19 protein-coding genes are annotated in these 24,995 nt (G+C 53.9%); 15 read left to right on the top strand and 4 right to left on the bottom strand.

The genetic code is table 11. From position 1 onward, the window contains the following. Window positions 1-41: 41 nt before the first annotated feature. From PCH05_RS15605 to PCH05_RS15595, 3 genes are all read right to left on the bottom strand, one after another. Window positions 42-2,345, bottom strand: a complete 2,304-nt coding sequence (locus PCH05_RS15605) for a glycoside hydrolase family 65 protein (RefSeq protein ID WP_127603499.1) — start codon at window positions 2,343-2,345, stop codon at window positions 42-44. A 112-nt stretch (window positions 2,346-2,457) separates the two neighbouring features. Beyond that, the gene (gene pgmB, locus PCH05_RS15600; protein WP_127603497.1) at window positions 2,458-3,129 is read right to left on the bottom strand and encodes a beta-phosphoglucomutase; all 672 of its coding nucleotides are present in this window, start codon (window positions 3,127-3,129) and stop codon (window positions 2,458-2,460) included. Between the two features lie 276 nt (window positions 3,130-3,405). Next, window positions 3,406-4,443, bottom strand: a complete 1,038-nt coding sequence (locus tag PCH05_RS15595) for a LacI family DNA-binding transcriptional regulator (protein WP_127603495.1) — start codon at window positions 4,441-4,443, stop codon at window positions 3,406-3,408. A gap of 593 nt (window positions 4,444-5,036) precedes the next feature. On the opposite strand from PCH05_RS15595, the gene PCH05_RS15590 reads away from it, so the two are divergent. The 11 genes from PCH05_RS15590 (at window position 5,037) to PCH05_RS15540 (ending at window position 18,934) form a co-directional block, all read left to right on the top strand. Continuing rightward, entirely contained in the window at window positions 5,037-6,770 is a 1,734-nt protein-coding gene (locus PCH05_RS15590; RefSeq protein WP_246049612.1) for an alpha-amylase family glycosyl hydrolase, read from the top strand. A gap of 322 nt (window positions 6,771-7,092) precedes the next feature. Further along, window positions 7,093-8,415, top strand: a complete 1,323-nt coding sequence (locus PCH05_RS15585; protein ID WP_127603493.1) for a sugar ABC transporter substrate-binding protein — start codon at window positions 7,093-7,095, stop codon at window positions 8,413-8,415. 207 nt (window positions 8,416-8,622) lie between these two features. Further along, window positions 8,623-9,924 carry a carbohydrate ABC transporter permease gene (locus tag PCH05_RS15580; RefSeq protein WP_127603491.1) on the top strand — a complete coding sequence of 434 codons (1,302 nt, stop codon included), beginning with the start codon at window positions 8,623-8,625 and terminating at the stop codon, window positions 9,922-9,924. Continuing rightward, window positions 9,921-10,766: a sugar ABC transporter permease gene (locus PCH05_RS15575; protein ID WP_127603489.1), complete on the top strand. Its 846-nt coding sequence runs from the start codon at window positions 9,921-9,923 to the stop codon at window positions 10,764-10,766. The genes PCH05_RS15580 and PCH05_RS15575 overlap by 4 nt, the downstream gene beginning before the upstream one ends. Window positions 10,767-10,856: 90 nt before the next feature. Continuing rightward, entirely contained in the window at window positions 10,857-12,908 is a 2,052-nt protein-coding gene (locus PCH05_RS15570) for a methyl-accepting chemotaxis protein (protein WP_127603487.1), read from the top strand. Between the two features lie 45 nt (window positions 12,909-12,953). Then, a complete protein-coding gene (locus PCH05_RS15565) occupies window positions 12,954-13,460 on the top strand; it encodes a GNAT family N-acetyltransferase (RefSeq protein ID WP_127603485.1) in 507 nt (168 codons plus the stop codon). A gap of 130 nt (window positions 13,461-13,590) precedes the next feature. Next, window positions 13,591-14,301 (top strand): response regulator transcription factor, encoded by a 711-nt coding sequence (locus PCH05_RS15560; RefSeq protein ID WP_127603483.1) that lies wholly within the window; start codon window positions 13,591-13,593, stop codon window positions 14,299-14,301. Window positions 14,302-14,322: 21 nt separating this feature from the next. Next, window positions 14,323-15,438 carry a sensor histidine kinase gene (locus tag PCH05_RS15555; protein ID WP_127603481.1) on the top strand — a complete coding sequence of 372 codons (1,116 nt, stop codon included), beginning with the start codon at window positions 14,323-14,325 and terminating at the stop codon, window positions 15,436-15,438. Window positions 15,439-15,691: 253 nt separating this feature from the next. Further along, entirely contained in the window at window positions 15,692-16,633 is a 942-nt protein-coding gene (locus PCH05_RS15550) for an ABC transporter ATP-binding protein (protein ID WP_127603479.1), read from the top strand. Window positions 16,634-16,656: 23 nt separating this feature from the next. Beyond that, a complete protein-coding gene (locus PCH05_RS15545; protein ID WP_127603477.1) occupies window positions 16,657-17,781 on the top strand; it encodes an ABC transporter permease in 1,125 nt (374 codons plus the stop codon). Between the two features lies 1 nt (window position 17,782). Then, entirely contained in the window at window positions 17,783-18,934 is a 1,152-nt protein-coding gene (locus PCH05_RS15540) for an ABC transporter permease (protein WP_127603475.1), read from the top strand. 141 nt (window positions 18,935-19,075) lie between these two features. Here PCH05_RS15540 and PCH05_RS15535 read toward each other — a convergent pair whose 3' ends face one another. Further along, window positions 19,076-20,821, bottom strand: coding sequence for an alpha-glycosidase (locus tag PCH05_RS15535; protein WP_127603473.1), 1,746 nt, complete (start codon window positions 20,819-20,821; stop codon window positions 19,076-19,078). Between the two features lie 329 nt (window positions 20,822-21,150). Here PCH05_RS15535 and PCH05_RS15530 point away from each other — a divergent pair, with 329 nt between their 5' ends. The 4 genes from PCH05_RS15530 (at window position 21,151) to PCH05_RS15515 (ending at window position 24,995) form a co-directional block, all read left to right on the top strand. Further along, a complete protein-coding gene (locus PCH05_RS15530) occupies window positions 21,151-21,825 on the top strand; it encodes a response regulator transcription factor (protein ID WP_127603470.1) in 675 nt (224 codons plus the stop codon). After that, complete coding sequence (locus PCH05_RS15525) at window positions 21,822-23,270, top strand: sensor histidine kinase (protein WP_127603468.1); 1,449 nt, start codon at window positions 21,822-21,824, stop codon at window positions 23,268-23,270. Before PCH05_RS15530 ends, PCH05_RS15525 begins: the two co-directional genes overlap by 4 nt. A gap of 94 nt (window positions 23,271-23,364) precedes the next feature. After that, window positions 23,365-24,279, top strand: coding sequence for an ABC transporter ATP-binding protein (locus tag PCH05_RS15520; protein ID WP_127603466.1), 915 nt, complete (start codon window positions 23,365-23,367; stop codon window positions 24,277-24,279). Then, entirely contained in the window at window positions 24,279-24,995 is a 717-nt protein-coding gene (locus PCH05_RS15515; RefSeq protein ID WP_127603464.1) for an ABC transporter permease, read from the top strand. Before PCH05_RS15520 ends, PCH05_RS15515 begins: the two co-directional genes overlap by 1 nt.

Here is a 24,995-nt window from a genome sequence, read left to right as displayed (position 1 = left end):
CCCTCGCGGGAAAGCTCTTTTTATAGATCTGTTCATCTGTCTTAATGCGTGACTTTAACGTTCCCCATGCCGCCAACCGTGTAATCCTTGCCGTATACGTTGATATCGGCCGGAACTTCTGATTCGTTGGTCACGAGCACGTCATGCTCGCCAACCGTCACTTTCAGGCGGGAACCGCGGAACATCACCTTGAAGGCGAAGGAGTTCCAGTGGCCCGGATTGAACGGATTCAGGTGCAGGACGCCGTCCTTCACCTTCAGGCCCCCAAAGCCATGAACAACGGACATCCAGGTGCCGGCCATGCTGGTGGTGTGGCAGCCGTCCTCGGTGTCGTTATTGTAGTTATCCAGATCCAGGCGCGAGGTGCGCAGGTACATTTCGTAAGCCTTCTCCTTGTAGCCCAGCTCGCAGGCGATAATAGAATGCACGCAAGGGGAGAGGGAAGACTCATGCACCGTCAGCGGCTCGTAGAAGTCGAAATTGCGCTTCTTCGTGGCCAGGTCGTAGCGGTCGCCCAGGAAGAACAATCCTTGCAGGACGTCAGCCTGCTTGATGTATGCCGAACGAAGGATCCGGTCCCAGGACCAGTTCTGGTTCAGCGGCAGATGCTTCGGATCGAGATCCTTGACCGGCGTCAGATCCTTGTCGAGGAAGCCGTCCTGCTGCAGGAAGACATCGCGTTCCGGATCGAACGGATAGTACATTTTGTCGATGATGTCCTGCCACTTCGCGGTTTCTTCTTCGGACAACTGCAGCTTATCCGTCAGCTCCTGGTAACGGGAAGGCTCGTTTTCGCGCAGGTAGTCGAGCACTTCAAGCGTGTATTCCATGGTCCATGACGCAATACGGTTCGTGTACCAATTGTTGTTGACGTTGTTTTCGTATTCATTCGGTCCGGTGACGCCGAGCATCACATACTGATCCTTGGCCTGCACATAGTTGACGCGCTCTTCCCAGAACCGGGAAATTTCAGCGAGCACTTCAAGGCCGTATTGGCCGAGGTAATCGAGATCGCCGGTGTAATTCACGTAATTGAAGATGGCGTAAGCGATGGCGCCGTTCCGGTGGATCTCCTCGAAGGTGATCTCCCATTCGTTATGGCATTCTTCGCCGTTCATCGTCACCATCGGATAGAGGGCGCCTTTGGTAAAGCCGAGCTTGCGCGCATTTTCCTTTGCTTTTTCCAAGTGCTTGTAGCGGTAGATCAGCAGATTGCGGGCGATGGAAGCGTCGGCTGTGCTGAGGTAGAAAGGCAGGCAGTAGGCTTCCGTATCCCAGTAGGTGCTGCCGCCGTATTTTTCGCCGGTAAATCCTTTCGGTCCGATATTGAGCCGGTCGTCTTCGCCGCTGTACGTCTGGTTCAGCTGGAAAATGTTAAAGCGGATCGCCTGCTGTGCAGCCACGTCGCCTTCGATGACGATATCGCTGTCGCGCCATTTGTCGGCCCAAGCTTGAATCTGCTCCTTATGCAGCTCCTGGAAGCCTGCCTCCACGGCGCTTTGCAGCGCGGCGCGTCCGGCATCGACGAGCTGGCCAAAGCCGTAATCGCGGGAAGTCACGTTTGCAACGTATTTATAAATGACGATTTGTTCATTTTGGGCGGCTTCCACCTGCACGCGGGCGGCAACATACTTCTCTTTTTCGATGTGCTCGGGCTGCAGGGCAAGCGGATCGCCGTTTTTGCTGATTTCGAAGGTCATGACCGAGGTCAGGTGAAAGTCGAGCTTTTTCGTTTTGACCGTTAACACGGCATCCTTTTCGCCGAATTCCTTGAATACTTCCGTCCAGAATTTTTCCTCGTAGTTCGAGTCCTTATTCTGCACGTCGCCGTCCAGATATGGCGTTACAGTCAAGGTTCCGCTGAAGTTCAGCGGGGTAACCGCATAGCGGATGGCACCAATCTCATGGCGGGTCATGCTGACGAAGCGGAGCGCCTCCACGCGCACTTCCTTGCCGTCCTCAAGCTCGGCGGTGAAGCTGCGGGACAGCGTGCCTTCCTTCATGTTCAGCACCCGCGAGAAATCCTTTACCGTACAGGCGGCAAGATCAAGCTTCACGCCGTCGATGTCGATGTCGATGCCGATCCAGTTGGTGCTGTTCAGCACTTTAGCAAAATACTCCGGATAGCCGTTTTTCCACCAACCGACACGGGTCTTGTCGGGATAGTAGACGCCGGCCATGTAGCTGCCCTGCAGCGAAGGTCCGCTGAAGGACTCCTCAAAGTTGGCGCGCTGGCCCATATAACCGTTTCCGATGCTGAAAATACTTTCCGAGATTTCATGCTGATGCAGTTGAAAATCCTCTTCGATAATATTCCATTTATCGAGCTTTAAATATTGCTTCACAGTAACCGGCTCCTTTTGAAGGCATAGTAAGTAACAAATCCGAAAGATGGTTTCTATATTTTGCGAAAACTTGATGTCATTTATTTTCGATTTCCAGGGAAATATCCCGAATTTAGCGGACCGGGAACAGCTTCATCAGGCGGCTAGCCGACATTTCCTGCAGCGAAGACACGACGTCATCGGCACGGCCAAGCGTCGCTTTGGAGCCGACCCCGATGCTGCGCATTCCGGCGCGGATCGCAGCTTCAATCCCGGCTTCGGCATCCTCGAACACGACGCATTCGGCCGGGTCTACCTTCAGCTCCTGCGCGCCCAGCAGAAATACTTCCGGGTCCGGCTTGGCGCTCGCCGTTTTCGTACCGTCGATGATGGCATCGAAATATGGCACCATATGCGTGTTGTTCAGGATCGTCATCGCATTTTTGCTGGCCGAACCGAGGGCGATCCGAATGCCTTCGGCTTTCAGCTCCTGCAAAAAGGCAAGCGCGCCCGGCAAAATCTCCGATTCATCCATACGGGATATGTAATCCACGTACCATGCATTTTTTTTCTCGGCCAGGGCGAGCTTGGTTTCCTCATCCAGGTTTAACCCGCCGATCCCGAGCAGAATGTCGAGTGAAGCCATCCGGCTTACGCCTTTCAGGCGTTCGTTATCCTGTTCCGTAAAATCAAAGCCGAGCTCTTCGGCAAGCCGTTTCCAGGCCAGATAATGATATTTCGCAGTATCGACAAGCACGCCGTCCAGATCGAACAGACAAGCGCGAATCGGAGTGTGAAGCGTCATTGGTGAAATCCTCCTTTGAGTTTGTGCAAACGTTTGAACAATTTCTGAAAATAAAGGAAGCACCAAAGATGCTCCACGGATTGAAATACATTTGTATGACATGCTTCCGTTGTCCGCGAATGCGGGCAAGAGGAGAAGCGGGGTACTTCTGAGTTGAAAATAACGTTAAACCGGCCCGGTCGTCAAGTAGTTTTTTCGAATACCCAGGACGATAAAAACGCGGATAGGCAATTCGTTGGATTGGGCCGGGCATTCCGGCGAAGCATACGGGCTTGCTTAAGATGGCCTCGGCGGCGAATAGATCGAAGATTCTCTGATGACCAGCCGATGGGGAATAATATGGCGTTTCTGGAACTGCTGCTCCCCGTCATGCTGAATCGACTGGATCAAGGCTTGCGACGCGGTATAGCCAAGATTATAAATGCCGATATCCATGCTGCTGACAGGCGGCGTCGACAGCTCGGCAATGGAAAGATTGTTAAAGCTGACAATGCACAGATCTTCGGGAACCTTGTATCCGAGCTCATGCAGTCCGCGCAGAACACCGAGGGATACCAGATCATCCACAACGACGAGCGCAGTCGGTCTCTCCGGCAGATTCATGAAAAAGGACATGGCCCGATAGCCGCTTTCCTGCAAAAATTCGCCTTCAACGATCCAATCCTTGCGCATGGCAAGACCTGCTTCGTCCAGTGCGGTAACGTATCCCTTCATGCGATCGCGCGATACGATGTGATTCGGGGGACCGCTGACAAAGCCGATGCGCTGATGGCCGAGCGAAATCAAATGCTTGGTGGCATCATAGGCAGCCTGGACGTTGTCGTTATCCACGGACAGAATATCCGGATATTTCTCGCTTCTTCCGACAAGGACGAACGGAAACTGGTTATTCTTCAAGAATTCAACCACCCGGTCATCCTTGCGGGAGTAGAGAAGGATGGCGCCGTCGACCCGCTTGCCCTTCAGAAGGCGCGATACGGCTTCGATTTCCTCCTGCTCGCTTCCACCGGAACTGATGACCACGTCATATCCCGAGCGATTGGCCTGGGTAACGATACCGCGAATCAGCTCCATGAAAAACATATTCAGAAACAGCTCCTCGGCCGGCTTCGGCAAAATCACGCAGATGCTTTCCGTGGTGCGCGACACCAGGCTTTTGGCCATAATATTCGGATGATATCCGAGTTCCTCCATGACATCCCGGACCTTTTGGGACGTTTCTCGGCTGATTCTGGTGTTATTCGACAGCACACGGGACACGGTGGAGGGAGAAACGCCCGCTTTTTTGGCGACATCTTTTATCGTGACAGACATTGTGACCTCCCTGTGGAAACGTTTGCGTTCCTAGATAGACGGGGACATCTTCACCCGCTTTTATGATGATAGAGTTTAAACGCTTAAAGCCACGCATAACACGCAAAAAGGGCTATTCGAGGCCTGGTGCGCCGTAAGAGTGTTTTAGGCATCATGGCAGAGGCATGGATAAAGCGTTTGGCCTTATCCATTTGAATTTGTTTATTGAGCGTTTGCCCAGCAGAATACCTGCATCAGCCTCGACACGAGGCTTAACCTTGTGAGGGATTCTTACGCTGATTTTACACTTGCTATCTTAATCCAAAGGTTCTGGCTTGTAAATATGGTTCCTCACCGCCCGGAAAATTTTCAAGAAAATATGCAATGCACTGCGCATCCGCGTTTCTTCTGCCTGAGTGAGGGCTTTACCAAACGCGATATGTAAATTTCAAGAAAAAAAGGGGTTGCGCAAACGTTTTTGCGCATCGTATTCTTCGTAATGAAGAGCACAAGAGCAAGAAGCCGGCAAGTTTCGCTGGAACAGCCTGGTTGCAAGCATGCCGGTTGTTCGAAACCGGCTGCATGTGCTAAACGAAAGAAGGGAGGCTGGATGTATGGTGAGAAAATCAGGAACTGCGGCGTGGCGGCGTTGGGGAGCCGGCATGGGCGCCGTGATGTTAACGGGTTCTTTAATTGCAGGCTGCAGCCATCCGGATAAACCGGCCGGATCGGATAGCAAGCCGATCGCGCAGGGGAACGGGACGAAGCAGGAGGCAGGCGTAACCCTGCATCAAGGGGAATCGGCGCCGGAGAACGGAAAAAAGGCGCAGGCCGCCGAGATTCACGAGCAGCCGTCGACCGTTTATTACGAGGTGTTCGTCCGTTCCTTTTATGATTCGAACGGGGATGGCATCGGCGATCTCAGAGGATTGACAGAAAAGCTGGATTATCTGAATGACGGCAATCCGGACACGCATGATGACCTGGGCGTGGGAGGCATCTGGCTGATGCCGGTCAACCCGTCCCCGAGCTATCACGGCTACGATATCACCGACTACCGGAATATCAATCCGGATTACGGGACGCTGGAAGACATGAAGAAGCTGGTCGAAGAAGCGCATAAACGCGGAATCAAGGTCATTATGGACCTGGTCGTCAATCATACGAGCGTGAAGCATCCATGGTTCATCCAGGCCGCTCAGGACAAAAACAGCAAGTACCGCGACTGGTATGTATGGGCAGAAGATCAAGGCGTAGCGCCTAGCGGGACGAGTGCGGCAGGAAGCGGCAATCCGTGGTTCGAACGCGGCGGTGCCCATTATCTCGGTACGTTCTGGGAAGGCATGCCGGATCTGAATTACGACAATCCGGAAGTGCGTAAGGAAATCGAAGACGTAGGGCAATTCTGGTTGAAGCTTGGGGTGGACGGATTCCGGGTCGACGGGGCCAAGCACATCTATGAAAATCTGCAAAGCGACCGCAGCCCCGCTACGACAGCCAAGAATGAGGCCTGGTGGCAGGAATTCCGCGGAAGCATGAATGCGGTGAACAAGGATGCTTATATGGTCGGCGAGGTATGGGAGAAATCCGCGGCCGCCATCGCCCCGTATTTGAACGATGCCTTTAATTCGGCTTTTGACTTTAATCTTGCGGAGAATATCATCAGCGCGGTCAAGCAAGAGAAGGACAACAATCTCGGATTTACGCTGGAGCGCACAAATCAATTCTATATGGACAAATCCGGCAACAAGTTCGTGGATGCCGTCTTTTTGACGAACCACGACCAGGACCGGGTGATGAGCCAGCTCGGCAACGATGTCAATCATGCCAAAATGGCGGCGGCCTTGCTGCTGACGCTCCCGGGCAACCCGTTTATATATTACGGGGAAGAGATCGGCATGCAGGGCGTGAAGCCTGACGAGCATATCCGTGAACCGTTCGCATGGAGCGGGAGCGGAAAGGACAAGGGGCAGACCACTTGGGAAAAGGCTGCTGTCAGCGGAACGAATCAGGCGGATGCCAACGTGGAAACCCAAACAGGACAAAAGGGTTCACTGCTGTCCACATACCGGATGCTGATCGGCTGGCGAAATGAACTGCCTGCGCTCCGCGATGGGGATCTGAAGAGTGTCGACACCCAAAATTCGGCCATCGTTTCGTTTGTGCGCAGAAGCGCACAGCAATCTGTGCTAGTTTTGCACAACCTGTCGGGGCAATCACAGGAAGTCAAACTGGACTCAGCGGATACGGCGTCCTTCGCCAGCATGATCAGAAGCAGCAGCGGCACCGCGTCAATTCACGAAAATATTGTAATGGTCCCAGCTTATTCCACCGTTGTTCTGCAATAAAACGGGAGAAAAACAAAGGTATTATGCGATATCGGAAGAAAACGGGAGATAATCCGCTTCACAATGTCATAAATGGCTGAAAATATACTGTGCAAACGTTTTTACAAAATATAAAGCGTTGTGTATGATTAACCCATGATTAAAGCGCTTACTTACCAAAAACTTGAGATACCCGGTCTATAACATAGATTGAATTCATGGAATAACAAGCCTTAATTCAATCTGTATACATAAAAAATAGACTCGTCATCCTTTTTGTGAAATCGTTTGCGCTAAAATCAGGGGCGTACAAATATAAATCTTGGAGAGGGGTTATTTTGAAATGAAAATGAAACAATTTATGGCACTGGCTGCAACGCTGACCATGGCATTCTCCATAACGGCATGCGGCAGTTCAAGCAAAACAGCTGAGGAACCGGCTTCCTCGACTGGCACGGATACAGAGACAACAACGCCGGCAGATAACAAAGATGAATCAACAACCACGGAAGCACTGAAGCCTGAAGACGGAGCTTCGCTCGTCGTTTGGGAAAGTAAAGACGAAAGAGTGTTCACCGATGAGATCGCCAAACAATTTACGGCCAAATATAACGTTCCCGTCAAAATCGAAGAAGTTGCCCCGACGGATCAAGTAACCAAACTGTCGCAGGACGGACCATCCGGACTGGCTGCGGACGTCGTGATCTTCCCGCATGACAACCTGGGCAGAGCGGTTGAAGCAGGACTTCTGCTTTCAAACGATGCATTTAAAGACGAGACAACCAACAACAATACGGAGGCTTCCGTACAAGGCGCTTCCTATGACGGCACGCTTTACGGATATCCGAGAGCGGCTGAAACCTATGCCCTCTATTACAACAAGTCCATCCTGAAGGAAGCTCCGAAGTCGTTTGAAGACGTATTGGCATTCGGCAAAACGTTTACAGACAACGCGAAGAAAAAATACGCCATCATGTGGGAAACGGGCAACATGTACTTCAACTACCCGTTCATCGCTACGACAGGCGGTTATATCTTCGGCAAGAACGGCACTGATAAAGACGATATCGGCATCAACAATGAAGGCGCCCTGGAAAGCTTGAAAGTGTACCAGCAGCTGAAATCCATCCTGCCTATAAAGAGCGGCGACATCAACCCGGACATCAAGCGCAGCTTGTTCAACTCCGGCGACGTAGCGATGGATATCAACGGACCTTGGGAGCTTGGCGGCTACAAAAAAGCGCTCGGCGACAACCTTGGCGTAGCACCGATTCCGACGATCGGCGGCAAAACAGCAATTTCCTTCTCCGGCATTAAAGCTTGGTATGTAAACTCCTTTACGAAGTATCCGAACGCAGCCCAACTGTTCGCTGAATTCGCTTCGACGAAGGACGCACAGCTACTGCTGAACGAAAAGGTCGGCTCCATTCCAACAAACAAGGAAGCTCTGGAATCCGACCAAATCAAAAACGATCCATATGTATCCGCATTTGCAGAGCAAGCCAAAAACTCGCAGCCAATGCCTTCCATTCCTGAAATGGGCAACGTATGGAGCCCTGTGAACGCGGCGCTTCCTGAAATCTGGGATAACAATGCGGATCCGAAGACAGCCATGGATAAGGCTGCTCAACAAATCAAAGATCTGAACAACGGCGCAACCAAGTAATACCTGGAAGCACGCTGTGCAAGCCATAGTGAACCTACCCGCCGCTCGGGGAGCGGCGGGTAGTTCTCCTTAAGATGTGAGGACCTTCCGTTCGAAGGAAGAAGTGGATATCTTGGGAAGCAACAAACAGCCGCGATCGGCGGCATTTGCACAAAACGGGAGTACGCCCGAAAAAAAGCGTTAGGGTTCGGGGAGAGGAGAGGGCTGATGAAAGGGTACCGCATCAAGGCAACGATACTGTCGATTTTCAGCATGGGACTGGGACAAATATATAACCGCCAGATCATCAAGGGCATCGTTTTCCTGCTTGTCGAGGCTTGGGGCATTTTTTATTTCAGCGGCACTTTAGGCAGAGCTTTATGGGGGATCGTAACCCTGGGCGATGAGCCGCGGAGATTGGTAAAGGGAAAATGGCTCGAAGGAGACCATTCCATCTTCATTTTGGTTCAGAGCTTGATCACGTTATTGTTTTTTGCATTGTTCATTGCCGTATATATTATGAACATCCGGGATGCCTATAAAACGGCGCGAAACCGGGAAGAGGGCAGAAAGCCCAATGATTTTAAGCAATCGGTCCGTTATGTTCTGGACTATAAATTCGCGCAATCTTTTCTTTCTTTGCCGGCCTTAGGCATTTTGTTCTTCACGATCATGCCGATCATGTTCATGATCATGCTGGCATTCACGAACTATTCAGCACCGAACCACATTCCGCCGGCGAAGCTCGTCGATTGGGTCGGCTTTCAGACGTTCAGGGACCTGTTGTCTCTGAAAACCTGGAGCCATACGTTTTTTGGTGTATTAACTTGGACGATTATCTGGGCGGTCCTGTCCACACTGACCACGTATCTGGGCGGCATGCTCGTCGCGCTGCTGATCAACCAGCAGGGCATCAAATTCAAGGGTCTGTGGCGGACCATCCTGGTTATACCATACGCCATTCCGCAGCTAATATCGCTGCTTGTCATGCGGAATATGTTTAACGGCCAATTCGGCCCGATCAACCAGTATTTCAGCTATTTCGGGCTTGCCGGACTTCCTTGGCTTACCGATCCGTTCTGGGCTAAAGTAACGGTCATCGTCGTCAATATGTGGGTCGGCATTCCGGTGTCCATGATTCTGATCATGGGTATCCTGACGACAATCCCAAAAGATATGTACGAAGCGGCGGAAATGGACGGCGCGAGCGGTTACCAGAAATTCCGCATCGTCACGCTGCCAATGGTGCTGTTCTCGACCGCGCCGACGCTTATCATGCTGTTCGCGGGCAATATCAACAACTTTAACGCTATCTATCTGCTGACGAGCGGTAATCCGGTCGTCGGGGATTACCAGTACGCAGGCGCGACCGATTTGCTCGTGACCTGGCTGTACAAACTGACGCTGGATCAGAACAAATACAACATGGCTTCGGCCGTCGGCATTATTATCTTCCTGATTATCGCTTCGTTCTCCATCTACAACTATCGCCGGACCAAGTCATTTAAAGAGGAGGACATGATCCAATGAACGGACGCAAAGCGAGAAAAGGGGTACGTCTGGGCCTTAGCTACTTGGTATTGATCATTTTGTCGATCGGGGCGGTTTATCCGGCGTTGTGGGTTGTTCTGGGCTCGTTCCGCCCGGGCAAATCGCTGTACAGCAAAACCTTGATTCCCGAGAGCTTTACACTTGAGCACTACCGGGAGCTGTTTAACTCTCAAAGTATCCTGTTCGGGCAATGGTACTTGAATACCTTGAAGATCGCCACGTTATCGATGATCATCGGCGTATTCCTGACCCTGCTCACGAGTTATGCGTTATCGAGGTTTCGTTTCCGCTTACGCAAAACAGCGCTGTCCACGATCCTGATCCTGGGCATGTTCCCGGGCTTCATGAGCATGATCGCCATCTACCTGCTGCTGAAGGAATGGCATTTGCTCGACACGCATTTGGCGCTTGTGATCGTATATGCGGCGGGGGCACCTCTTGGCGGAACGTTCATCGCCAAAGGCTTCCTGGACACGATTCCGCGCACGCTGGACGAAGCGGCCAAAATCGACGGCGCCAGCAACTGGATGATCTTCACGCGGATCATCTTGCCGCTATCCAGACCGATGATCACCTACATGGCCCTGACGCAATTCGTCGGTCCATGGGTCGACTATATCTTTGCAAGGCTCGTGCTGCGCACCAAGGAAAACTGGACGCTGGCCGTCGGATTGTACGATATGGTCGCCAGCAACCAGAACACGAATTTCACGGCCTTCGCCGCAGGATCCGTCCTGATCGCCGTTCCGATCACGATCCTGTTTATATTCCTGCAGCGTTTGCTTGTGGACGGCCTGACCTCAGGCGCAAGCAAAGGCTAATCTGCATTACGACATCAAGAAGGTACAGCTGCTGCATGGCTTATGCGCGGCTGTACCTTTTTTGCGGCTAAAGACGAGGAGGAAAGAATTTTGATCACAAAACAGCGTTTCCGGATTCCGTACATAGGCGTAAAACTGTTTCTTATTATTGTAGCGGCGGTCGTGCTGCTGTCCGCTGCTGTCGGGCTGATATCGTACCAAACGTCCAAAAGCATCATCACAGAGCAGGTATCTGCTTCTTCGACGCTGGCTGTTGCGCAGGCGGCGGATAAGCTGGATTTTCTGTTTCAGCAGTATGAGGGGTTATCCCGCCAGTTTGCGGTGGACAGCACCCTCAAAAGCGATATGGAAACCGTCAGCAGACCGGGCATAGGCATCGTGGAAAAGAACGCGGCCGAGGAGCGAATCCGCCGCAGGCTGGATTCCATCAAAAGCTCCGATGACCGGCTGCTTGGCGTCCGGCTCGTCTCCAAGAGCCTCGTGGACAGCATGTCCTACAAATCGAGCGGCATCAGCAATCTGCGCTCGGATGAAGGGATCAAGCGCAATATCGGCCTCATTACGGACGCCGGGGGCCAAACCGTATGGTTCCCCGCGCAGCAGAAAGGATTTTTCAGCGCCTACGCGGAGCCGACCTTAACCTTGGGCAGGCTGCTTCGGAACATGAAGGATCCGCAGGCGGAATATATTCTTTTATTCGAAATCAAGGAGCAGGCTTTGGATCAAATGCTCGCGGGACTGAAGCTCGGGGAAAGCGGGCATACGGTCATGCTGGATTCGGCCGGAAACATCGTCCACGCCGTGGACCGCTCGCAGCTCGGACAAGCTTTCGGTCTGCCAATTGGCAAGACGGACGGGCTGAACGAGGGCTCCTTGACGGCGGCAGGCGAGAACGGTGAAGAGCAGCTCGTGGTTTATAAACCGCTCGGATCCACGAAGTGGCTGCTCGTAGGCTACGCGCCGGTCAGCGATTTCGTCAAAGGCACGCAAAAGCTGCTCTACGCGACAATCATCGTCATCGTGGCTGCCGTCGCGCTGGCGCTCCTGATCGGATGGTATGCCGGACGCTCCGTCGGCAGGCCGCTCGGCAAGCTGTGCAAGCTGATGGAGGAAGGGGAGAACGGGAATCTCGCGGTGAGGACACGGTTTCGCCGAGGCGACGAAATCGGTCGGCTGGGACAGAGCTTTAACCGGATGATGGAGCATATTTCCGGGCTTGTGCAGAAGACCCAAGAGTCTGCGCAGGCCGTTCTGGATACCGCGGGGGAGCTGCAGCAGGCATCGAGAAGCACGTCCATGACGGCTGGCGAGCTGGCTTTGGCATCAAGAGGCATTGCGGAAGGTGCCGCCCATCTGGCCGCCGAATCGGAGACGGAGAACACCTTGGCCGAAGGGATGACCGGCAAAATGTCGCAGGTCGCGGAAGCCAACGGCATGGTGGAGTCCGCGGCTGCGCTCGTGCGGGACGCCAGCGGCCAAGGGGCGGACTATATGAAGCAGCTGGTACACAAAACCGGCCAACTCGTCCACCGCAGCCACGAGATCGTCCGCGGTGCGGAGGAGCTCAAAGGCCACGCCTCTTCGATCGACAAGCTGCTTGAGCTCATGAATACGATCACGAAGCAGACGAATATCCTGTCGATGAACGCGGCCATTGAGGCGGCGAGGGCCGGATCGGCCGGACGCGGATTCATGGTTGTTGCGGATCAGATCCGCCTGCTGGCGGAAGAATCCAAGCAGTCCATCCGGATGGCGGCGGAAATGACCGGCGACATCACACGCGGCGTGGAGCATACCGTGGCATCGCTGACCGCCGTGCTGCCGGTATACGATGAACAGCTGCAGTCGGTGCAGGAAGCCTCGTCGATTTTTCAAAGCGTCAAGCATCAGATGGATGACGTTCTCGCGAGGATCGAAGGCTCTTCGGCTTCCATTGACGATGTGTCCGCCGCCCAGCAGATGCTGGCCTCCTCGATTGGTTCCATTGGCAGCGTCGTGGAAGAAACCATGGCCGCAACGGAAGAGGTGGCTGCCATGTCCTCGCAGCAGCATGCGGTGAGCGAGAAGCTGGTCGCGCTCTCGGCACGGCTGGAGGAGACGTCGCGGGGATTGCAGGAGTCGATGGCTTCATTCCGAATATAAAGGAAAGAATCATCATTCTCATGCTTTGATACAGGGGGAAAGCCGATGGAGGTATGTTGTCAGACCGAGCGCATCCTGCTGCGTCCGTTCGAAGAAGCCGATGCGGAAGCGGCCAAGAAATTTTGGGGAGACGAGGAGGTCATGCGGTACTGCCTTGGCGCCACATCGCATGACAAGCTGCCCTTGATCCTTCAGGGATACCGCAACTGCCATCAGGCCAAAGGCTTGTCGGTGTACGCGGTCGTGGAGAAGGTGACGGGAGAGGTGATCGGCGCGTGCGGATTTAATATATCGGGGGATGTGCAGGACGTAGAGCTAATCTACCATTTTGCCCGATCCAGCTGGGGAAAAGGATATGCCACCGAGGCGGCAAGGGCCTGCCTGGAGCTGGCCAGGGAGAATGGCCGCGTGAAGCGGGTGAGCGCGTCGGTAGACCCGAATAACCTGGATTCGCATCACATTCTGAAAAAGATCGGATTCGAATATGCCGGCACCGAATGGTTTGAGGATACGGAGCAGGAAGAGTCCGTGTATGAACTGAAGCTGGGATAGCGCGAAAGGGAGAGCAGATCATCTGGAGATGAACTGCTCTTTTTTGGGGGAATGAAGCAGGAAAGGCATGAAATTATTGTTCCAATAAAATACATCCGTCGGGTACAATAGGGCCACAAGGGGGAGTAACATGAAGATCCGCGTGTTGATAGCCGATGACAATTCATTCATCCGCGAAGGGATGAAAATTATTTTAAATACCTTTGGAGAGTTCGACGTGCTGGCCACGGTCGGCGACGGGCAGGAAGCCGTAGACTTTTGCAGGACGCATGAGGTGGACGTAGCTCTGCTTGATGTACGGATGCCGAAGATGAATGGCGTGGAGGCGACAAGGCTGATTAGCGGGCATACCGCGGCCAAGCCACTGATTCTGACGACCTTCGATGACGATGAGTACATATTGGATGCCATCCGCTTCGGCGCGAAGGGGTATCTGCTGAAAAATAACGATCCGGAGCGGATTCGCGATGCGATCAAAAGCGTACATAACGGACATAGCGTCCTGCAAGATGTCGTGCTGGAAAAGCTGAAATCCCAGATGGCGGGCGGCGGACAGGAGCAAAAGCCGGAGCAGATGGAGAATTCGCCAGCCGGCGCAGGAACCGCAAGCATGATACCGGAGCAGACAGGGGCGCTCCCGTTCGACCGCAGCCAGTTTACCGAACGGGAGCTGGATGTGATGTCCCGCATCGCGCAGGGGCTATCCAACAAGGAAATATCCAAAGAGCTGTTTATTTCCGAAGGCACGACGGCCAACTATATCACTTCCATCCTGAACAAAACCGCACTTTCGCACCGTACGCAGATCGCGATCTATTATCTGACGGGAAAGATCCGGTAAGAGGGGAGACCGTGGCAGGGGATGGAATTATGGACAATCGGCAACAAGGCGATCGTGCTGTTATATGTCGTGATCGTTACGTATTTTTCCGATCGGGAGCCGAGCCGGTGGATGGTGCTGCTCGTGTTGATTTATGCTGCCCTCAACTTGGCGCTCCATATCGTGAAGAATGCCCGGCTTAAAAGAGCGCTGCTTTTTGCGGTTTTGGCTTACACCATCGGCTGCGCATGGAGGGAAGAGCCGAATTTCATTCTTTTGCTTCCGCTGAGCCTGTGTGAGCTGACCATGCTTTTGGATGGGCGACGGCGGTATGCGCCCTTGCTGGCCATGCTGGTGCTGCCGGGTTTTGCGCTTCGGGGCCACGAACTCATAAGCTATGTTTTCATCGCGATGCTCACCTTCGTAAACTATGCGCTAATCGGCCATTACACGGCCAAGGCGAACCGGCAGGAGGATGCCATGGACCGTTTGCGCCGGGACGTGCAGCGGTTGGCCAAAAAACAGAACGACAACGACATGTTCGCCCGAACCTCGGAATACATGGTCAAGCTGGAGGAACGTAACCGGCTCGCGCAGGAAATCCATGACGGGCTCGGACACGCGATGACGGGAGCGCTTATCCAGATGGAGGCGGCCAAGCGGCTGCTGAACAGCGATCCGGCCATGGCTGGCACCTTGCTCCAAAACGCGATCGGCATATCCAAGGAAGGCATCGAGGAAATCCGTCTCACCCTGAAAAACAACAAGCCGCTGGTCGAGCAGCTCGGCTTGAACCGGTTGAAGTCGGCGGTGGAGTCTTTCGGCATGCAGTCCGATCTGCGCACAATCGTGGTCCATGAAGGGAATATGGAAGCCATCACGCCGCTGCAGTGGAAAATCATACATGAAAACGTGATCGAATGCCTGACGAATGCGGCCAAATACGCTTCGGCGACCGCCGTGAACGTCGAGGTCCGCGTATTGAACCGCTTCATTCAGGCTGTGGTGTCGGACAACGGAAAGGGTGCGGGCCAGATCGTAAAGGGTCTCGGTCTGCTCGGCATGGAGGAGCGGACCGCTTCGGTGAGCGGGACGGTCATCGCCGACGGCTCTTCGGGATTTACGGTGACGACGCTGATCCCTTACGGCCGGGGATGAAGATGTTCATGCCGGCTTTTGCCGGGGACGCGCCTTAAGCTCATGAAAAAACATGAAATTTCTCATATCGCAAGGATGAACTTATGCACTGACGTAAGGGCATCCTTTTTTTGTAAGATGGAACCATGAAACGGACGCGATCAACGCGGACGATGACGATGAAAATACAATCGATAACAACGCAAGCCTGAGCATGAGATAACAAATTGGGAAACCAAGAAAAAGAATAAGAAAAGAATGGGGAGAGCGGATGATGAACGTATTGGAACTGCGAGGCCTGACCAAAAAATTCGGCGATTTCTTCGCCGTGGATAACATGTCGCTGCAGGTTCGGGAGGGAGAAATTTTCGGATTCCTCGGCTCGAACGGGGCCGGCAAAAGCACGACGATTAATATGGTATCCTCCCTGCTGCGGCCGAGCGGCGGCGAAATCCGAATCTTGGACCGCGACATCGCCAAGCATTCGCGTTTCGCCAAAATGAACCTCGGCATCGTGCCGCAGGATCTGGCGATATACGAGGATATGACTGCCTTCGAGAATGTCAGCTTTTTTGCCGGTTTGTACGGACTTCGCGGAAGCGAGCTGAAGGAGCGGGTGGAGGAAGCGCTGGAATTCGTGGGCTTAAGCGACAAGGCCAAGAGCTTCCCGAAAAACTTCTCCGGCGGCATGAAGCGCCGCCTCAACATCGCGTGCGCCATTGCCCATAAGCCGAAGCTGATCATCATGGATGAACCGACGGTCGGCATCGATCCGCAGTCGCGGAACTATATTTTGACGTCGGTCCGGAAGCTGAACGAAACAGGCTGTACGATCATCTATACGAGCCACTACATGGAGGAAGTAGAGGAAATCTGTTCCCGTATCGCGATCGTGGACCATGGCAAAATCATCGCCGAAGGTACCAAGGAGCAATTAAAGGCGACCATTACCGACGTGAAGGATATCCGGATCGGGCTGAAAACGCTGGACGGCTTGGAGCCTGCGCTCCTGCAATCCATTCCCGGCATCCGCGTGCTCAGTGTGCAGCAGGATGAACATGCGGTCCGCATTCAAAGCGATGCCGCGGTCGATAACTTGAGCAAGATTCTGAAGCAGCTGATCGACGGCGGCATGGAAATCCGGTCCGTGGCGGAACAGGCGCCCACGCTGGAAACGGTATTCCTGACGCTTACCGGCAGAAATTTACGGGATTAGGATGAAGGGGAGGAGATAAGCCGATGAATAACCTATTATCGATGGCCTGGAAGGAAATGCGCCATGATTTCCGGGACGTGAAGACGCTGGTCTTTTTGCTGGCATTCCCGATCCTGCTCATGCTGATCTTGGGATTCGCCCTTACGAATGCATTCAGCTCGAATGCAACGATCAAAGACGTGAAGGTGCTGGTGCATAATACGAGCAGCGGTCAGCTGTCCAAAGCGTATGCGGCATTTGCCGAGGAAGCCGGAAAAACCGGCATCGTGTTCGAAGACGTGAAAACGGGTATGGACGGACGCGAGGAGGTCGAACAGAACCGCTACACCGATTATTTGGAGATCAGCGACGGCGGCATTCATTTGTACGGCAGCAGCCGGAGTACGATCGAGAGCAACATTGTCCAAGGCATGATGAACTCCTTTGCCGACCGGTACAATGCAGCTGCCGCGGTGGCGAAGCAGGATCCGGCCAAGGTTGCGACGCTGCTGGCGGCGGCGGGTCCGGAAGGATATATCCAAGATTCGTCCATTGATGCGGAGCGGCAGCCGGGTGCGATCGATTACTACGCGATCGCGATGACGGTCATGATCGGCCTCTGGGGCGCGATGAGCGGGGGATCCCTGATCCGTTACGAAATCGTGCGCGGGACGGCGGCAAGGCTGGCCGCGGCGCCGGTGAGAAAAAGCGATATTTTCATCGGCAAGGTGCTTGGAAGCGTCGTCCTTAATATGCTGTGCGTACTGGTGATCGTTATGTTCAGCAAATACGTATTCAAAGCCTACTGGGGCGATCATCTGCTTCCTGTCTTCCTCGTGCTGCTTACCGAGGTGGTCATGTCGATCAGCTTGGGTCTCGCGATCAGTTATATGATGAAGGGCGAGCCGTCCGGAGGGGTGGTCATGATCATCGTGCAGCTCGCATCCTTTCTTGGCGGGGCATACTTCCCCCTGGGGAACGATATCGGCGGGTTTCTCGGCAGCGTCGCCGGCTTGTCACCGATTCGCTGGGCGAATCAGGCGTTGACCGGCATTATATACAATCATTCGATGTCATCGGCCTGGACGGCCATGATGCTTAATACCGGCTTGGCCGTGCTGTTTATCGCCGTGGCCGCCGTCATGATGCAGCGCAAGGAGGGAATCTGACATGTGGAACGAAATTTGGTTTTTGGTTCGTATGACACTGCTGACCACGTTTCGGAAGCGGAAAAACCTGATATTGTACTTCGGGCTGCCGATTGCCGGCGTGCTGGTATCCACCATGCTGTATGGATCGCAGTCGTCACCGGACCTGCGCGTAGGCATTGTCAACGAGGATGCCGGCAAGTCCGTCACGTCCGACACGATCCGGTTCGTCGAGAGACTCGATCACGTGAAGCTTGTAAATACGACACGCGAGGAATTGAAGGCGAAAATCGCCGCGAGCGACCTGGATGCGGGTCTGATTTTCGAGCAGGGCTTCGCTGATAGCGTGCTGCAGGGCAAACCCGGGCATATCGCCATCCAGTCGGTCAAGGGCGCTTCGGTGACGTCCTATATCAAATCCATGCTGTACGGCTATATCGGGAATGTTACGGCGATGGGAACGATCGCCGCGGGGGACGGGGGCAAGTTCCAGCAGCTGTATGACAGTTACCAGGCGGGGGCGTTCAAGCTGACGTCGGAATCAGTGAACGATACGTCCAAGACGAAGGAGATGTCTTATCAGTCGATCGGCTTCCTCATCATGTTCATGATGACTTCCGCGGTCAATCTGTCGCAGCTCATCCTGAAGAACAAGGAGAACCGGACCTACTTCCGCGTGCTGGCCTCGCCGGTCAGCTCCCGGACCTATGTCCTGTCGAACGTGATCGTCAATTTGATCGTCATGATCATCCAGATTGCCGTCGCGCTGTTCTTCATGACGGTGGTATTCGGCATCGATCCGGGCATTCCGCTCGATGCGATGATTTTCATCCTCGGTTTGTTCGCGCTCGTATCGGTCAGTATCTCGCTGGTCATCGTCTCTTTCTCCAAAAGCACGGCTTCGGCCAATGCGCTGCAGAACCTGATCGTGACCCCGACCTGCCTGCTTTCCGGCTGCTTTTTCCCAAGAAGCATCATGCCCGAAACCTTTCGCCGGATCTCCGACTTTCTGCCCCAGAACTGGGTACTGGAGTCGCTCGGAAAGCTGCAGGCGGGAGACACGCTGATGAACATCGGCTTTAACCTGGTCATCCTGCTTGCCTTTGCCGTCGTGTTCTTCCTGCTTGCGACATACAAATTCGGGCGCAACAACGATACGCGCAATTTTGTGTAGTGAATAGTTAAGGCTGTGAATGACAAAGAAGCTCCCGAACGAGAGTCCGGAGAGCTTCTTTATTTGGCTATAGTGCGTGAACATGGCGAGCATCCGCGATAACGAATGCATCGCTGGTTTACGAACAGCTTAGGGCATCAGCTATTGGATAGCTCTGTACATCACACATCCATATGCAGGCAGCTTGACTGCGAGCTTACCGCCCTTAAGGTTGACGGCTTCCTCCGTATGGACATTTTCCAGGCGGTTCACCTGAACCGAAGTGGAGATCTCGGCAGGCGTTTCGCTGTTATTCATCAGGATGATAAACAGATTTTCCTCGTCCTCGCGTGTATAAACGAGCGATCCGCTGCCGGCTTCCGCGGAGAGGAAGGTGATTTTTCCGGTACGCAGCGCGCTGTATTTGAGGCGCAGGGCAATCAGCTCCTGATAGAAGGAGAACAGCTCGAGATCCTGCTTGGACGTATCCCATTCCATGCATTTGCGGCAGTCCGGATCATGTCCGCCGGTCATGCCGATTTCATCACCGTAGTAGATGCAAGGCGTTCCTGAATAGGTGAACTGGAACTGGGCAGCGAGCTTCATTTTATCTTTATTGCCTTCGCATTTGGTCAAAAGCCGGGCTGTATCATGGCTGTCGAGCAGGTTGAAGGCAACCTCATTGACCTGACGCGGATAATTCGCGAGCTGCTTGCTTAACGCGTTGGCGAAGCTTCTGGCGTCGCGGGTTCCATCCACGAAGAAGTCCAGCACCGCATTCGTAAACGGATAGTTCATAACCGCATCGAACTGGTCGCCCATGAGCCAAGGGGACGATTCATGCCAGATCTCGCCGAGGATATAAGCGTCGGGCTTGGCCTTTTTGACCACCCGCCGGAATTCGCGCCAAAACTCATGATCGACCTCGTTGGCCACATCGAGGCGCCAGCCGTCGATATCGGCCTCTTCGATCCAGTAAGCGGCAGCCTTCAGCAAATATTCCTTTACTTCCGGATTGTCGGTGTTCAGCTTCGGCATCAGCGGCTCGAAGGCGAAGGTATCATAGGTCGGAATGCCGTCTTTGACGGCAATCGGGTATTCGCGAATATAGAACCAGTCCTTATAGCGGGAGTTTTCTCCGTTTTTCTGCAGATCCACGAACGGGGCGAACGTTCTGCCGGAATGGTTGAACACCGCGTCGAGCAGCACGCGGATGCCGCGTTCATGGCAGACTTTGACGAGCTTTTTGAGCGTATCGATATCCCCGAACTGCGGGTCGATATGCATGTAATCCTCGGTATCGTATTTATGATTGGTCGTCGCCGTAAAGATCGGCGTAAAATAAATTGCGTTCACACCCAGGTTCGTTAAATGGTCGATATGATCGATAACCCCCTGCAGGTCGCCGCCGAAGAAATTGTCTCGCTCCGGAGCACCGCCCCAAGGCTGCGTTCCCTTCGGATCGTTCTCCGGGTCGCCGTTGGCGAAGCGCTCAGGGAAGATCTGATAGAACACGGCGTCTTTGACCCAAGCGGGCGTCTTGAAGACATCCGCCGGATTAATGAACGGATACTCGAACAGGCGGTCCGGATTTTCGGGAGGCTGCTTCAAAAAGTCATATTCGGTCATCCAATATTTCTCTTTTCCGCTTTCGAGCAGGAAGCCGTACTTGAGACGGCGGTATTCCGGAACGATTTCGCATTCCCAGTAATCAAATAGCTCGTCGGAAACCATAATAGTCATCGGCACGTAAGCCTTGGACTGATCCCAAATATACTTGTCACCGGCAAGGGCCGATACAGCGGTTACATCATTGCGTTTCGTGCGGATTCTCAGATGGATGGTGCGGCCGTCATAGGCATAACACCAGTTCAGTTTCGGGCGGTGATACACGGCTTCTAGCAACATTTCATATTCCTCCTCCATGTATAAGAAACGTTTGCGTTTCCGCGATGAATCGCTGGATACACGTTTCTGATTTGCACAGCCGTTGTTGTGGAGACACGCCAAAAAAGGTACAACCCGTGGACTCTAGAAAACCGGAGTCATCGAGGTTGTACCTTGATTTTAAGGTAGCATAGCCTTTAAATTGGTAGTGTCGGCACGCTGTGCTTTTACGACAATGCCTGACACGTAAAATATAACATGATTCCAAAGCGTGCACAACACGTAAAATGGCAGGAATACGGAATATACCGAATGCTATCGACTGCTTCGCCGGGAAAGGAAGAGAGATATTGGGAATTCACTTATTATATATCGAAGATGATGCCGAAATCGGCACTTGGGTCAACGAGGATTTGAAGTCACGGGGGTACGAGGTAACCTGGCTGCAGAGCGGGGAACGCGCTGTGGAAAAGGCCGCAGGCTGCCGTCTGGTTATTCTGGACGTTATGCTGCCGGGACTGGACGGCTTCACGGTGGGTCAGCGGCTTAAGAAAGCCTATCCGGATCTGCCGATTCTGATGCTGTCGGCGCGGACCTCCATTGACGACAAGCTGGAAGGGCTGCAGTTCGCGGACGATTATGTGACCAAGCCGTTCCATCCGGATGAGCTTGCGGCAAGGATTGAGGTGCTGCTGCGGCGCTCCGGCTCTTTTTCCTCCGAGCCGCTGACGCTGAAGCATCTGCATGTGTATGAGCGAGAGAACCGGATCGTCAATAACGACACGGGGGAAGAGATTTTGCTGACGGGCAAGCAGTTTCAAATATTCACATACCTGCTCCGGCATCTCGGCCAGATTTTGACCAAAGAGCAAATTTACGAGGGGGTTTGGGGCGATCCTTATCTGGACGGGGACAAGACGCTGATGGTGCATATCCGTTATTTGCGGGAAAAGGTGGAGCGTGATCCGGCGAATCCGGAAATTATCGAGACGGTGCGCGGGGTCGGTTACCGGGTGAAAGCATGAGAAAGAAGAAGCTGCCCCAATCCCGTTTTCGCGGCTCCTTGCTCTCCAGATACTTGCTCATCATCGTCATCGCGCTGTTATTCATTCCGGTCGTGTTCCCGGCCTCGCTGATCGGCTATCAGGTCGTGCAGAGCATGGTCGTCGACAATATGTTTCCGGAGCCGGAGGCGAAGAACGATCCTTACACAACCATGCATCTGGAAAAGATGTGGCATCAGGAGGCCAAAAGGCTGAAGGGAAACACGCCGGAGATGATCGATGCAAGAATCGGGGAGCTCCAAGCGTCCTATTCGAAAGTGGATATGTTCTGGGTGGATGCGAAGTCGCGGGTACGGCAGCCCGGGACGGGCAAGCTCAAGCTTCCCCAAACCTGGGAAGCCGCGGATGCCGTCGCCTACATGAAACGCTACAGGGAAGCGACGCAGCAGTTTTCCGTCATCGCGTTTATCGGAGACGATCAAAAGCTGAATCAAGGCTTCATGGTGATGCAGGTGTCGAGATCCGAGCTGAGGACAGGCGGCTATGAAATGTCGGCGCGGACCTCGATGATTTTCTTCGGCATTATTTTGTTCATGTTTCTGCTGTTCATCGCGGTCTCCTGGATGTTCTTCGTGAACATGCGCAGACGGCTGCTCCGTCTCCAATCGGCGATGACGGTGCAGGACGGCAGAGGGCTGCCCGATCCGATCCTGATCAGAAAGACGGACGAAATCGGTCAGCTGGAGCATGCTTTTAACGGCATGGTCGATCGGCTGGGCGGCAGCCTGAAACGCGAGCGCGAGGAAGCGGAGCTGCGCAAGCGGCTCATCGCCAACCTGTCTCATGATCTGAGAACGCCGCTCACGGTAATCCGCAGCCATGTGTATTCGCTCCAGAAGGAGCAGCTGTCGGACAAGGGGCGGCAGCTGCTGAAGCTGACGGAAACCAAGCTCGGTGATTTGTCCGGCCTCATCGACAATCTGCTGTCTTACAATTTGCTGACCAGCGGCAAATACACGCTTGAGCCGGAACGCTGCGATGTGCTCCGCATTGTCAGGGAAAGCGCGGCGGCGTGGTATCCGCTTTGGGAAAAGGAAGGCTTTGAAGCGGATATCGATCTGCCGGAGGAGCCCTTGTTCTGGATCATCGATCCGCAGTGGTTCCGCAGAATTCTGGATAATCTGTTCCAGAATGCGGTTAGACATGCCCGCAGCGGGCAATATATCGGGCTGCATGCCCGGGCGCTGCCTAGCGGCCAAACAGCCATCCTCGTTTCGGACAAAGGCAAAGGGATGGCGGCATCTTCGGGTGACAAGGGGGCCGGGATCGGGCTTGCGATTGTCGGTTTTCTCGCGAGGGAAATGGGGCTGGTCATGGATGTGAACAGTACGACCCAAGGCACGAACATTCTCATATACCAGGCTGCCGGCACCGAACCGGGACTGAAGCTTGCGAATAAAGCTTAACCATAGGCAGGCCCTTAGTTTAAACGAATTTTAAACTTGGGCCTGCCTGTCTTTTAACCTTGGAACGATAACATGGATTCCGAGGTGATCAATCGTGAGTGAACTCGTCATCCAGACGAAAGACTTGAATAAGAAATACGGCGGACGGTATGCCGTGCGCCATTTGAACCTGGAAATAGCCAGAGGGGAAATTTACGGTTTCCTCGGGCCGAACGGCGCGGGCAAAACGACGACAATCCGCATGCTGCTGGGCCTGATCCGTCCGACGATGGGATCGATCCGGATTTTCGGCCAAGATTTAAAGAAGGAAAAGATGAATATTCTCCGCAAGGTCGGTTCGCTGGTGGAGTACCCGTCCAACTACGGCCACTTGACGGCGACACAAAATCTGGAGGCGGTGCGCCGCATTCTGGACGTGCCCAAGTCGCGCATCGATGAGGTGCTGGACATCGTTTCATTAACGAAGGAAGCGAAGCGTCCGGTGAAGGGATACTCGCTCGGAATGAAGCAGCGTCTGGGCATCGCGACGGCTCTACTCGGCAATCCGGAGCTGCTGATCCTGGACGAGCCGACCAACGGACTCGATCCGGAGGGCATCCATGAAATCCGCGAGCTCATCCGCAGCATGCCGAAGCAGCATGGCATTACCGTACTGGTCTCGAGCCACCTGCTGTCCGAGGTGGAGCAGATGGCCGGAACCGTCGGTATCATCCGCGAAGGCGAAATGGTGTTCCAGGATACGATCAGCAACCTGCAGCAGCAGGCGTCAGGAGGCTTCCGCCTAGTGGTCTCCGAGCCCCAGGAGGCGCTGCACTTGGTGCGGGGACACGGATATGCAGGGCAGCTGGAGAACGGCGGACTGAGTCTGGAGCAGCTCAGCGATCCCGAGGTGGCCTTGCTCGTCAAACGCCTGGTGGATAACAACCATGCGATTTACCGGGTGGAAGAGAAGCGCCGGACATTGGAGGATATCTTCATGCAGGTGATCGAGCAGGGGGGATTCCAGTGATGATCCTCAGAGCACTGTCGGCAGACCTGCTCAAGATACGCAGAAAAGGCGTGTGGTTTCTGGTACTTCTAGGCTCGCTCGGACTGGTTGTGCTGCAGGCGCTGAATTTCGGCCTCCGGTACGACTATCTTGTGGGAAAGCTGTATAAAGAGGATGCATGGGGAGGTCTGGCCGGTGAAATTTTCGATTTAGTTCCCATTGTCCTCGTTCTCGGAGCTACGCTTATCGCTTCCCAGATTGCGAACGTGGAGCATCTGAACAACTCCTGGAAGCAGCTGCTGGCGCTGCCGATTTCAAGGGCCGCGGTATTCACTTCCAAGTATCTGGTAGGCGTGATTGCCTTGACGGTTGCCTGCGTGCTGCTGTTTGCGGGTACGATCGGCCTTGGGCTGATTCTCGGCTTCAGCGCGGGGGATATTCCTTACCTGAAGCTGCTGAAGCTCTCATTTCTTCCGTTTCTCGGGGCCTTGCCGATGCTGGCGCTGCAGCTGTATCTTTCCTTAACGTTCAAGAATCAGGCCCTGCCGATCATGATCGGCATTACGGCCGCAATCGCGACCATGTTCGCCGCAAATTATCCGGAAATCCTGCCTTTGGCCTGGCCGTTCCTTGCGTATTACGCCAAGCCCGCGATGCCGGTGGCGTCCGGGATCATCCTGTTTATCCTGATTTATCTGTTCGGGACGGGGCATTTTGTCAGAAAGGATGTGGACTAA

It is taken from the genome of Paenibacillus chibensis (assembly GCF_004001045.1).
In the GTDB taxonomy this organism is placed as follows: domain Bacteria; phylum Bacillota; class Bacilli; order Paenibacillales; family Paenibacillaceae; genus Paenibacillus_AQ; species Paenibacillus_AQ chibensis.
This window is presented reverse-complemented; position numbering and strand designations above follow the sequence as displayed.